Origin of the sequence: Mycobacterium sp. KBS0706, from assembly GCF_005938675.2 — a bacterium.
Classification (GTDB): domain Bacteria; phylum Pseudomonadota; class Alphaproteobacteria; order DSM-16000; family Inquilinaceae; genus Inquilinus.
The window spans coordinates 12,540-24,097 of sequence record NZ_VCCH02000005.1 but is presented as its reverse complement, the minus strand read 5'-3'; the positions used below and the strand labels follow the sequence as shown (position 1 = coordinate 24,097).

The 11,558-nt window shown below is 70.6% G+C and carries 9 protein-coding genes; 6 read left to right on the top strand and 3 right to left on the bottom strand.

The annotated features are described in order from the left end of the window. Positions 1-88: 88 nt before the first annotated feature. Positions 89-388 carry a HigA family addiction module antitoxin gene (locus FFK22_RS03880; protein WP_138890395.1) on the bottom strand — a complete coding sequence of 100 codons (300 nt, stop codon included), beginning with the start codon at positions 386-388 and terminating at the stop codon, positions 89-91. Beyond that, complete coding sequence (locus FFK22_RS03875; RefSeq protein ID WP_138890396.1) at positions 388-666, bottom strand: type II toxin-antitoxin system RelE/ParE family toxin; 279 nt, start codon at positions 664-666, stop codon at positions 388-390. Before FFK22_RS03875 ends, FFK22_RS03880 begins: the two co-directional genes overlap by 1 nt. Positions 667-790: 124 nt before the next feature. Between FFK22_RS03875 and accD the strand changes: the two genes are divergently transcribed. The 5 genes from accD to FFK22_RS03850 all read left to right on the top strand — a co-directional run bounded on the left by accD (position 791) and on the right by FFK22_RS03850 (position 5,270). Beyond that, positions 791-1,732, top strand: coding sequence for an acetyl-CoA carboxylase, carboxyltransferase subunit beta (gene accD / locus FFK22_RS03870; protein WP_138890397.1), 942 nt, complete (start codon positions 791-793; stop codon positions 1,730-1,732). Continuing rightward, the gene (locus FFK22_RS03865) at positions 1,725-3,029 is read left to right on the top strand and encodes a folylpolyglutamate synthase/dihydrofolate synthase family protein (RefSeq protein WP_138890398.1); all 1,305 of its coding nucleotides are present in this window, start codon (positions 1,725-1,727) and stop codon (positions 3,027-3,029) included. Before accD ends, FFK22_RS03865 begins: the two co-directional genes overlap by 8 nt. A gap of 63 nt (positions 3,030-3,092) precedes the next feature. Continuing rightward, positions 3,093-3,344 carry an exodeoxyribonuclease VII small subunit gene (locus FFK22_RS03860; protein WP_138890399.1) on the top strand — a complete coding sequence of 84 codons (252 nt, stop codon included), beginning with the start codon at positions 3,093-3,095 and terminating at the stop codon, positions 3,342-3,344. Positions 3,345-3,377: 33 nt separating this feature from the next. After that, a complete protein-coding gene (locus FFK22_RS03855; protein ID WP_138890400.1) occupies positions 3,378-4,247 on the top strand; it encodes a polyprenyl synthetase family protein in 870 nt (289 codons plus the stop codon). 129 nt (positions 4,248-4,376) lie between these two features. Further along, positions 4,377-5,270 carry a DMT family transporter gene (locus tag FFK22_RS03850; RefSeq protein ID WP_138890401.1) on the top strand — a complete coding sequence of 298 codons (894 nt, stop codon included), beginning with the start codon at positions 4,377-4,379 and terminating at the stop codon, positions 5,268-5,270. A 4-nt stretch (positions 5,271-5,274) separates the two neighbouring features. Here the strand turns inward: FFK22_RS03850 and FFK22_RS03845 are convergent, their stop codons facing one another. Continuing rightward, entirely contained in the window at positions 5,275-5,646 is a 372-nt protein-coding gene (locus tag FFK22_RS03845) for a hypothetical protein (protein ID WP_138890402.1), read from the bottom strand. Between the two features lie 154 nt (positions 5,647-5,800). Here FFK22_RS03845 and FFK22_RS03840 point away from each other — a divergent pair, with 154 nt between their 5' ends. Beyond that, positions 5,801-11,005 (top strand): alpha-2-macroglobulin, encoded by a 5,205-nt coding sequence (locus FFK22_RS03840; RefSeq protein WP_138890403.1) that lies wholly within the window; start codon positions 5,801-5,803, stop codon positions 11,003-11,005. Positions 11,006-11,558: the final 553 nt, after the last annotated feature.

Sequence of the window (11,558 nt, the reverse complement as noted above, 5' to 3'; positions counted from 1 at the left end):
GGGTTCGTCCCGCTGCCCTCTATCCTCCGTCATCCCCGCGAAAGCGGGGATCTCGTCACGCCATGATCGACCATGTTGCGCCAGCCGGTCAGGCGACAGCTTCCAGCGTCGGGATGTCGTCGGTCTTCACCTCGCGCTTGGCATGCCAAAGGTCGTAGGCGGCCTGTAGATTGACCCACAGCTCGGGTCCATTGCCGCACAGCTTGCCGATCTTCACGGCCATCCTGGGGGTGATCGGGGCCTGTTCGCTCAGGATGGCGTGGAGCGTCTGCCTGCTGATGTGCAGCAGCTTGGCGATTTCGGTCTGCGACTTCCGAAGCGCCGGGAGGACATCGTCCCGCAGGATCTCGCCCGGATGCGTCGGCTCGATGTCTGGATGGCGTTCCATCAGTGATAATCCTCCAGATCGACGTCTATCGCGTCTGGCCCGGACCATCCGAATGTCAGGTGCCAGTTCGCGTTCACGCTGACGGCATATTCTCCGCTGCGATTGCCTTTCAGCGGGTGGAAGCCCCACCCTGGGACATTCATCTGCCCAGGGGCTGCCGCCGCATTCAAGGCCTGCAGCTGCCGGTTGATCTTCGGCAGGAATGCCGGATTGATGCCCTTCCGGACGCCGTTGATCCAATACTGCTCCAGCGCTTTGCTTCTGAACGACTGGATCATCGCTGTAAGGTGATGCTTTACGTAATGTAAGTCAATGAATTACAGCCGCGCGTCGGGGCTGACAGCCAGGACAGGGATCGCGCCCTATCTTGACGCGCCCGGCCGAAAGGCGGAAAACCGCGCCATGAACTGGCTGACCAACTACATCCGCCCGAAGATCCGGGCCCTCGTCTCCTCGTCCCGGCCGGAGACGCCGGACAACCTGTGGACGAAGTGCCCGAATTGCGAGGCGATGCTGTTCCATCGCGATCTGGAGGCGAATCTCTACGTCTGCCAGCATTGCGGCCATCATATGCGGCTGGCTCCGGCCAAGCGTCTCGCCATGCTGTTCGACGATGGCGCCTACGAGACCATCGAGCTGCCGAAGCCGGCGGTCGACCCGCTCAAGTTCCGCGACACCGAACGCTACACCGACCGGCTGAAGAAGGCGCAGGCCAAGACCGGCGCCGGCGACGCCATCGTCGTCGCCCATGGCAAGATGGGCGGCCGCGACACCGTGATCGCCGCCTTCGACTTCAGCTTCATGGGCGGGTCGATGGGCATGGCGGTGGGCGAGGGGCTGGTCGCCGCCGCCAAGCTGGCGGTGATGCAGCACGCGCCCTTGGTGGTGGTGCCGGCCTCGGGCGGCGCCCGGATGCAGGAAGGCATCCTGTCGCTGATGCAGATGCCGCGCTCGATCATCGCGGTCGAGCAGGTCAAGGACGCCGGCCTGCCCTACATCGTGGTGCTGACGGATCCGACCACGGGCGGCGTCACTGCCTCCTTCGCCATGGTCGGCGACATCCACATCGCCGAGCGCGGCTCGCAGATCGGCTTCGCCGGCGCCCGGGTGATCGAGGAGACGATCCGCGAGACCCTGCCGGAGGGTTTCCAGCGCGCCGAATACCTGCTCGACCACGGCATGGTCGACGTCGTGGTGGTGCGCAAGGAGCTGCGCGAGACGCTGATCCGCACCCTCGGCCATCTGGCCGGCGGCGCGCCGTCGGCACCGGCCGATATCGTGGTCGACCCGGCCGATCTCGCCGCCGCGGCCGCGATCGAGGGCGAGCCCGCCTATCGTGCCTGACGCAAGCGCGGCCGCGGTCGAGGCCGCGCTCGACCGGCTGACCCATCTGCATCCGAAGCGGATCGACCTGTCGCTGGGCCGCACCGAGCGGCTGCTGGCGGCGCTGGGCGACCCGCAGCTGCGCCTGCCGCCGGTGGTGCATATCGGCGGCACCAACGGCAAGGGGTCGACCACCGCCTTCCTGCGCGCCTTCCTGGAGCAGGCGGGCTACCGCGTCCATGTCTACACCTCGCCGCATCTGGTGCGGTTCCACGAGCGCATCCGCCTGGCCGGGGCGCTGATCGACAGCGCCGCCCTGGTCGAGCTGCTGGAGCGGGTCGAGGCCGCCAATGCCGGCCAGCCGGTGACCTTCTTCGAGGCGACGACCGCCGCCGCCTTCCTGGGCTTCGCCGAGGTGCCGGCCGATGTGGTGCTGCTCGAGGTCGGCCTCGGCGGCCGCTACGACAGCACCAATGTGGTGCCGCGGCCGGCCGCCACCGCGGTCACCCGCATCTCGATGGACCACATGCAGTTCCTCGGCGACACGATCGAGGCGATCGCCGCGGAGAAGGCGGCCATCGCCAAGCCCGGCGTGCCGATGGTGGTGGCGCCGCAGCTGAGCGCCGCGGCCGTTTCCGTCCTGACCCGCGACATCGAATCCGCCGGGGCGCCGCTGCATCTTGCCGGCCGCGACTGGTCGGTGGCTCCCGCGCCCGACGGCTTCGTCCTGCGCACCGCGGCAGGCGATCGTGCCTATCCCCGCCCGGCGCTGCCCGGCGACCACCAGTTCGCCAACGCCGCCACGGCGATCCGGCTGCGCGATCTCCTCGCCGGCTTCGACATTCCGGAAGAGGCGGTGCGAAGCGGCCTCGCTGCGGTCGAATGGCCGGCGCGGCTGCAGCGCCTGACCCGCGGCCCGCTCGCCGGCCTGCTGCCGCCGGGCTGGGAGCTGTGGCTCGACGGCGGCCACAATGACAGCGCCGGCGAGGTGCTGGGGCAGTGGCTCGGCGGGCTCGACAAGCGGCCCCTTCACCTGGTCTGCGGCATGCTGGAGAGCAAGCAGCCGCAGGAGTTCCTGCGGCCCCTGGCGCCCTTCGTCCGGTCCATCCGCACCGTGCGGATCCCGGGGGAGGAGGCAAGCCTGCCGGCCGAGGCCGTGGCCGATCACGCCCGCGCCGTCGGCCTGACCGATGTCGCCACGGCCGAGGACGTGACCGCCGCGGTCGCCGCCGCCGCCCGGCCCGGCGACCCGCCCGGCCGCGTGCTGATCTGCGGCTCGCTCTACCTCGCCGGCCGGGTGCTCGCCGCCAACGGCTGAGCTCCCGTTGCCTCTTTCCTTCACCGCGCTTATTGTCGCCGCCCGAATGAGAACGGACAGCCCATGGCCGATCGACCCATCCCTGCCGACATCGCGGGCCTGAGCTTCGAGGACGCCCTCGCCGAGCTGGAGACCATCGTGCGCCAGCTCGAGGCGGGGCAGGGCAAGCTCGACGACAACATATCGGCCTATGAACGCGGTGCCTTGCTTCGCGCCCATTGCGAGGCGAAGCTGCGCGAGGCGCAGGCGCGGGTGGAGATGATCTCGCGCGCCGCCGACGGCACCGTCACCGCCAAACCCGCGAATTTCGATTGAGGCCGTGTCTTGTCGATTGATCTGAGCAAAGCCATGGCCGAGGCGGGCGTGCAGCTCGAGCGCGTCCTGGATCGCCTGCTGCCCAAGCCCCAGGCGGGCGAGCCGCCGCTGGCCGAAGCCATCCGCTACGCCTCGCTGGGCGGCGGCAAGCGGCTGCGCCCCTTCCTGGTGGTATCGTCCGCGCGGCTGTTCGGCGTCGCCGAAAGCTGCGCGCTGCGCGTCGGCGCGGCGGTCGAGATGATCCACTGCTATTCGCTGGTCCATGACGACCTGCCGGCGATGGACAATGACGATCTGCGCCGTGGCAAGCCGACCACGCACAAGGCCTATGACGAGGCCACCGCGATCCTGGCCGGCGACGCGCTGCTGACCCAGGCCTTCGAGGTGCTGGCCGACAGCGAGACCCATGCCGACCCGAAGGTGCGCATCGCCCTCGTCGCTGCACTGGCCCGCGCATCGGGTTCCGCCGGCATGGTCGGCGGCCAGGCGCTCGACATGCAGGCGGAGCAGACGCCGCTGACCGAGATCGGCGCCATCACCCGGCTGCAGCGGCTGAAGACCGGCGCCCTGTTCGAGTTCTCCTGCGAGGCCGGGGCGATCCTCGGCAAGGTCGAGGATTCGCGGCGCGGCGCGCTGCAGGCCTATGCCCACGACATGGGCCTGGCCTTCCAGATCGCCGACGACCTGCTCGACGTCCGCGGCCGGGCCGAGGAGATCGGCAAGACCCCGGGCAAGGACCAGGCGGCCGGCAAGGCGACCTTCGTCTCGATCCTCGGCCTCGAACGGGCCGAATCCCAGGCCCGGATGCTGGCCGACCAGGCCTGCCGCCATCTCGACCCGTTCGGCGAGCGCGCCGAGGCGCTGCGCGCCGTCGCCCGCTTCGTGGTCGAGCGCAAGGCCTGACATCGGCCGGACGCGAGGGCGGCCCGGACGGCCGCCTTCGTGTCCTGCATGCCCGGCCCGTGGCCTTTCCGCTTCTGTCCGACAAATTCCTCGGGCAGAGAAGGGCGAACGGAATGGGGAAACGCGGGAATGGCGGCGATCGGCGCCCAGAAGCTGGACGGTCGGACGGAGGGCGGGCACGGCGCCGGCATCCTGCTGTTCTTCCTCGGCATGTCGCTGTTCACCTTCAACGACGCGCTGGGCAAGTGGCTGGTCGCCGACTACACCGTCGGCCAGGTGCTGCTGATCCGCAGCATCGGTGCCTTCATCCTGCTGCTGCCCTGGGTGATCCGCGGCTTCCGCAGCCTGCTGACGCCGGACCAGCCCTGGATGAACCTGCTGCGCGTCGTCCTGATGGCGGCCGAGGTCGCGACCTTCTACTTCGCCGTGCGCGGCCTGCCGCTGGCCGACGTCATGACCTTCTACATGGCCGCGCCCTTGATCGTGACCGCGCTGTCGGTGCCGCTGCTCGGCGAGAAGGTCGGGCCGCGGCGCTGGGCGGCGGTGCTGATCGGCTTCGTCGGCGTCCTGATCGTGCTGCGCCCGACCGGGGCGGCGCTGTCCTCCTCGGCCCTGATCGCGCTGGCCGGCGCCACCATGTTCAGCCTGATCCTGATCGTCACCCGCCGCGTCCGCCACACCGGCGGGCTGGGCCTGATCACCTACCAGATCATCGGCACCGGCCTGGCCGGCGCCGCCACCGTGCCCTTCGCCTGGGTGCCGCCGACCGGCTTCGACTGGGCGCTGCTGCTGGGCCTCGGCGTGGTGGCGATGGGCGCACATCTGTGCATGAACAAGGCGCTGTCGCTGGCCCCGGCCGCGGTGGTGGCGCCCTACCAGTACTCCACCATCGTCATCGCCGCGGCGCTCGGCTGGGCGATCTGGGGCGACGTGCCGATGCTGAACATCGTCATCGGCAACCTGGTGATCATCGCCTCCGGCCTGTTCATCTACTACCGCGAGCGGCAGCTGAAGGGGGCGTAGGCCCCTAGAGATTCCCCGGATTCCCCGGCTTCAGCTCCCCCACCGCGACCAGCGACCCGTCATCGGCGAAGAGCTGGATCTTGCTGCCGTCCAGCTGGACCTTGTCGCATTCCTTGGTCTCGCCCAGGTCGAAGCACATCCGGTCGTTCTCGATCGACCACTGCCCGGCATAGGGCCCGTCGTCGCCCAGCCCGTGGATGGTGCCGTCGGTGGCGTAGAATTCGGTGTATTCGACGTCGCCGGCCGTGCCTTCGACCGTGTTGCCGACGATCTGCGCCTGGATCTGCGCGCCGGTCAGCGGGTCGGCGGCCCAGGCGGCGGCGGCCAGGACGGGGGACACCAGCAGCGGCAGGACGATCGCCAGGGGTCGAATCATGGGCAGCTCCGCGAAGGACGGGCGATCATAGTCGCGTCGCCGCGGCAGGGGGAGCGCGTTCCGCCGTCGCAGCTGCGTCATGGTTTCGACGCGATCTCGCGTATAGTTTGTCGCAGGGGCTCCGGCGAACCGGGCACCGTGATTGGGGGATCTCATGGCCTTGAAGCTGCGTTTCGCCACTCTTGCCGCGGCGGCGGCGCTCCTGACCGCGACCCTGGCCATGCCCCCGGCCGCCTCGGCCTATCAGGCGCCCGGCTACGCCGCCGGCGCCGCCGCCTATGCCAGGAAGCTGGAGCAGCAGGCCAGCGCCGCCCCCGCCGACCAGCGCGACCTCAAGGCGCTGCGGGCCCGCGCCGCCGACGCCGCCAAGGGCGAGCGCTGGGACGATGCGGTCTCGGCCTGGCAGCTGATCCTCGGCCAGCGCCCCGCCGACGCCGGCGCCTGGTTCGGCCTGGCCCAGGCGCTGCAGCAGAGCTCCCCCTATTCGCAGGACGGGCTGAACGCCGCCTTCGCCGCCTACAGCAACGCCGGCACCGACAAGCTGCGCGGCGCCGCCCTGATCCTGCTGGCCCGCGGGCTGGAGCAGCAGGACAAGGGCCGCGAGGCGATCAAGGTCGCGGCCGAGGGCGCCCAGCTGGCGCCGAGCGACGACAACACCGAATACGCCAACACCCTGCGCGACCAGTACGGCTTCCGCGTCACCTCGACCTACGCCCAGAACGACCGCGACGCGCCGCAGCTCTGCGCCGATTTCTCCGATTCGATCGTCGACGGCCGCACCGTCCGCTACTCCGACTACGTCAGGATCGAGCCGGCCGTGCCGGTCGAGGTGATCCCGTCGGACAAGCAGATCTGCCTCGAAGGCGTGTCCTTCGGCCAGACCTACACCGTGACGCTGCTGGCCGGCATCAAGTCGGTCGACGGCGACACGCTGACCGCCGATGACAGCTTCGACCTGACGGTCGACGACCGCCCGGCCAGCGTGGTGTTCCGCGGCAGCGCCTATGTCCTGCCCAAGGGCGGCGAGGGCACCGTGCCGCTGACCACGGTCAACATCTCCGAGGTCCGGCTGCGCCTGCTGCGCATCAACGACCGCAACCTGATCGACCAGGTGGCCCAGGGCCGCATCGGCCAGATGCTGGAGAGCTACGACGTCGACAGCCTGGCCCAGGATGCCGGCGAGCAGGTGTGGTCCGGCACCATGCCGGTCGAGAGCGAGACCAACAAGGCGGTGGTCACCGGCGTGCCGATGGACACGGTGCTGCCGCAGCCCAAGCCGGGCGTCTACCTGCTGTCGGCGGTCGACGCCAAGGCGGACGAGGACAGCTACCAGACCCCCGGCACGCAGTGGATCGTGGTCACCGATCTCGGCCTCGCCAGCTTCTCCGGCCAGCAGGGGCTGACCGTCGCCACGCGCTCGCTGTCCTCGGCGAAGGCGCAACCGGGCGTCAAGCTCGCCCTGCTCGCCCGCAACAATGCGGTGCTGGGCGAGGCCGAGACCGATGCCGGCGGCCTCGCCACCTTCCCGGCCGGGGTCATGGCCGGGCAGGGCGGCAACCGGCCGGCCGCGGTCTATGCCTATGGCTCCGGCGACTTCACCTTCCTCGAGCTGACCGGCCCGGCCTTCGACCTGTCCGACCGCGGCGTCAGCGGCCGGGCCGAGCCGGGGCCGCTCGACGCCTTCCTCTACCCGGAGCGCGGCGTCTACCGCCCGGGCGAGACGGTGCATCTGACCACGCTGCTGCGCAACGAGCGCGCGGCCGCCATCGACGGCGTGCCGCTGACGGTCAAGATCAGCCGGCCGGACGGGGTCGAGGCCCAGGTCCAGCAGGCGACCGACCAGGGCGGCGGCTCCTACAGCATCGACGTGCCGCTGGCCGACAGCGCCTATACCGGCACCTGGACCGCCGAGGCCTATGTCGACCCGAAGGGCCAGGCCATCGGCAGCACCCCGTTCCAGGTCGAGGAGTTCGTGCCGGCGCGGATCCGCGTCGACCTGAAGACCGACGCCAAGGACCTGCGCGTCAGCAAGCCGGCGGTCGTCGCCATCGACGCCCAGTTCCTGTACGGCGCCCCGGCGGCCGAGCTGGCCACCGAGGCCAGCCTGACCCTGCAGCAGGCGGCCCAGCCCTTCCCGGACTATTCCGACTACAAGTTCGGCCTGGTGCAGGACGCCTTCTCGCCGCGCACCCGCCCGATCACCACCCCGGCCACCGATGCCGCGGGCCAGAGCCGGGTCGACATCCTGTTGGACGGCCTGCCCGACACCACCGTGCCGCTCGAGGCCGAGATCCGCACCGCGGTGTTCGATTCCAGCGGCCGCACCGCCAACGAGACCATGACCCTGCCGGTGCGGCAGGAGCATCCCTGGATCGGCCTGAAGCCGCTGTTCTCCGGCTCGCTGGCCGAGGGCGCCGACGCCCGCTTCGAGGTCATCGGCCTCGATGCCGGCGGCCGCCCGGCCGCGCTCCGCGGCCTGCGCTGGGACCTGGTGGAGGAGATCCACGACTACCAGTGGTTCTCGACCGACGGGCATTGGGACTACAAGGTCGTCACCCGCGACCGCAAGGTGGCGGACGGCACCGTCGACGTCGCCCCGAACGCGCCGGCGGCGATCCGCCAGCCGGTCGGCTGGGGCAATTTCCGGCTCGACGTCTACGACCCGAAGGGCGGCGGCGCCACCTCGTCCCGCTTCTATGCCGGCTGGTGGGTGTCGGACGACCCGAACCCGACCCCGGACAAGCTGACCGTCGCCCTCGACCGCACCAGCTACAAGGCCGGCGACACCGCCCGGGTGCGGATCGAGCCGCCTTTCGCCGGCGACGTGCTGCTGTTCATCGCCAATGACCGGGTGCTGGAGACGCGCGACGTCGCCGTCCCGGCCGACGGCGCCACGGTCGAGATCCCGGTCTCGTCCGACTGGGGCGCCGGCGCCTATGTCCTGGCCACCGCCTTCCGCCCCTCGGGCGAGGGCGGCGAGCGCCGCCACGGCCCCGGCCGCGCCGTCGGCGTCGCCTGGTTCGGCATCGACGTCACCGAGCGGGTGCTGGGCGTCTCGATCGACGCGCCGGCCGAGATCCGCCCGAACCAGCGGCTCGACCTGCCGCTGACCGTCACCGGCGTGCCGCAGGGGCAGGGCGCCTGGGTCACCCTGGCCGCGGTCGACGAGGGCATCCTGCTGCTCACCGACTTCCAGTCGCCGGACCCGACCGACCATTATTTCGGCCGCCGCGCCCTCGGCGTCGAGATGCGCGACGCCTATGGCCGGCTGATCATCAGCGACGGCCGCCGCGGCCAGGTCCGCACCGGCGGCGACGCCGCGGCCCAGCAGATGGCCGGGCTGCCGAAGCGCTCCACCCGCACCGTCGCGCTGTACAGCGGCATCCTGCCGGTCGGCGCCGACGGCCGCGTCACCGTGCCGCTCGACCTGCCGGATTTCGACGGCGAGCTGCGGCTGATGGCCGTGGCCTGGACGCCGACCGCGCTCGGCGCCGCCTCCACCGCGATGAAGGTGCGCGACCCGGTGATCGCCGAGATCGGCGTGCCGCGCTTCCTGGCGCCGGGCGACCAGGCCCAGCTGGCCTTCTCGCTGCGCAACCTGTCCGGCCCGGCAGGCGACTACGCCGTCCGCGTCGCGGCCGAAGGCCCGCTCTCGGTCGCCGCCGCCTCGGCCCAGTTCACCCAGACCGTCGCGGCCGGGGCCGAGGCCCGTCGCCCGATCCCGCTGACCGCCACCGCCAGCGGCGTCGGCAAGATCCGGATCAGCGTCACCGGCCCCGACGGCTTCCAGCGCGACCGCGACTGGGACCTGTCGGTGCGCCCGGCCCAGGCGCTGACCACCGACCGCATCGCCACCCTGGTCCAGCCCAACCAGTCGGTGGTGCTGAACGCCGATCTGGTCAAGGGCTTCCTGCCCGACACCGTCCAGGTCTTCGCCAGCTTCTCCACCCGCCCGACCTTCGACATCCCGGGCCTGTTGAAGGCGCTGGACGACTACCCCTATGGCTGCGTCGAGCAGACCACCAGCAAGGCCCTGCCGCTGCTCTACGTCGCCAAGGTGGCGGAGAAGGTCGACAGCGGCTTCAAGCCGGACGACGTGCGCCGCAAGGTGCAGGGCGCCATCGACCGGATCATGACGGCGCAGCAGCCGGCCGGCGGCTTCGGCATGTGGTCGCCCTTCGGCGACGCCAACCCCTGGCTCTCCGCCTATGCGCTCGACTTCCTGACCCGGGCGCGGGCCGAGGGCGGCTACCGCATCCCGGAGCGCGCCTATCAGCGCGGCGTCAAGTACCTCGCCAACTACCTCGACTGGTACGAGGCGCGCACCGAATGCACCCCGGCCAGCGCCTATGCGCTGTACGTGGTGTCCCGGGCCGGCGGCGGCGATGTCGGCACCATGCGCTACTACGTCGACAACTGCCTGCCGAAGTACCAGACCCCCGTGTCGCAGGCGCAGATCGCCGCGGCCGCCGCCCAGTTCGGCGACACGGCGCGCACCGCCAGGGCCTTCGCCGCGGCGACCTCGACCGAGCGTCCGGAGAACTTCTACGGCGACTACGGCTCGCCCTTGCGCGACCACGCCGCCACCGCGGCGCTGCTGCACGAGGCCAAGCAGCCGCAGGACGAGGTTCTGCAGCAGGTCGACGTCGCCGCCGACCTGTTCGCCCGCGACCGGTACTGGAGCACGCAGGACATGACCTGGCTGCTGATCGCGGCCGACGCGGCGCTGGACGGCGCCACGCCGCTGTCGCTCGACGTCGCCGGCAAACCGGTGGCCGATCCCGGCATCCTCTACCGGCTGAACCCGGAGGCCGCGGCCCTGGCCGCCGGCATCATGGTGAAGAACACCGGCAGCGGCCCGATGCGCCAGGTGCTGACGGTGCGCGGCGTGCCCGCGGCGCCGCTGCCGGCGGGCGGCGATGGCTTCGAGATCACCCGCACCTATCTCGACCGCGACGGCCGGCCCTTCGATCCGGCCAAGACGGCGGTGAAGCAGGGCGACCTCGTCACCGTGCTGCTGCGCGGCCGCGCCACCGACGACCTCGACCACCAGGCGCTCGTGGTCGACCTGCTGCCGGCGGGGCTGGAGATCGAGAACCCGTCGGTCGGCAACGGGGCGAAGCTGGGCGACATCGCCGACACGCTGTCGGACACGCAGCATGTCGAGATGCGCGACGACCGCTACGTCGCGGCGATCGACCTGGCCGGCGACACCCGGTACTTCACGGTGGCCTATCTCGCCCGCGCCGTGACCCCGGGCCGCTTCGCCCTGCCGGCGCCCTATGTCGAGGACATGTACCGCCCGCAATACAACGCCCGCGGCGGCTTCGGCGCCCTGACCGTCGAGGCGCGGAAGTAGGGGGCTGCGGCCAGCCTCCTGCTTCGGCGAGACCTTTCTCCTTCGGCGAGATCCCTTCGAAATCGCCGAAGCCCGCTCCTTCCTTCTTCCCCTCCCCTTGCGGGAGGGGGACAGGGGGAGGGGTCTGCGCGCGTCCGCGCGCGAATGGTCCGGGACGCATTCGCCTTCCGCGCCGGCTTGCGACGGTCGGGCTGGGCCGAGCCAAGAGACCCCTCTCCTCCGACTGAAAGCAGACATTGCACGGTTGCGTGAGCATCCGGGACATTTGGACCGTGCTCGCCCTCGTCAGGCATACCCCATTTGTCGAAGTCGCGTATCATTCGTACCGGCATACTTGCTTGGCTGCAGCTAAGCATGAGAACAGGTCCCAACGCTTAGCGATGCGAAGCTAGTAGGGCGCAACAGCAGTGCCAATTTGGTGGTATCCTGCGGAACGTCGGCGGCGGCGTTAACATCGTTTCGGTCGACCCGCTGTCTTTGGTCCATTAGAGAGGGATTTCGGCGCGCGACGGTACGTGCTATTTAGCCGTGTTGTTCATTCCGTTGTCCGACC

Excerpts from the sequence above, each read along its gene's own strand:
- FFK22_RS03860 (WP_138890399.1), top strand. The coding sequence starts at position 3,093 with ATGGCCGATCGACCCATCCCTGCCGACATCGCGGGCCTGAGCTTCGAG.
- FFK22_RS03875 (WP_138890396.1), bottom strand. The coding sequence starts at position 666 with ATGATCCAGTCGTTCAGAAGCAAAGCGCTGGAGCAGTATTGGATCAAC.
- FFK22_RS03850 (WP_138890401.1), top strand. The coding sequence starts at position 4,377 with ATGGCGGCGATCGGCGCCCAGAAGCTGGACGGTCGGACGGAGGGCGGG.
- FFK22_RS03840 (WP_138890403.1), top strand. The coding sequence starts at position 5,801 with ATGGCCTTGAAGCTGCGTTTCGCCACTCTTGCCGCGGCGGCGGCGCTC.
- FFK22_RS03880 (WP_138890395.1), bottom strand. The coding sequence starts at position 388 with ATGGAACGCCATCCAGACATCGAGCCGACGCATCCGGGCGAGATCCTG.
- FFK22_RS03855 (WP_138890400.1), top strand. The coding sequence starts at position 3,378 with ATGGCCGAGGCGGGCGTGCAGCTCGAGCGCGTCCTGGATCGCCTGCTG.
- accD (WP_138890397.1), top strand. The coding sequence starts at position 791 with ATGAACTGGCTGACCAACTACATCCGCCCGAAGATCCGGGCCCTCGTC.
- FFK22_RS03845 (WP_138890402.1), bottom strand. The coding sequence starts at position 5,646 with ATGATTCGACCCCTGGCGATCGTCCTGCCGCTGCTGGTGTCCCCCGTC.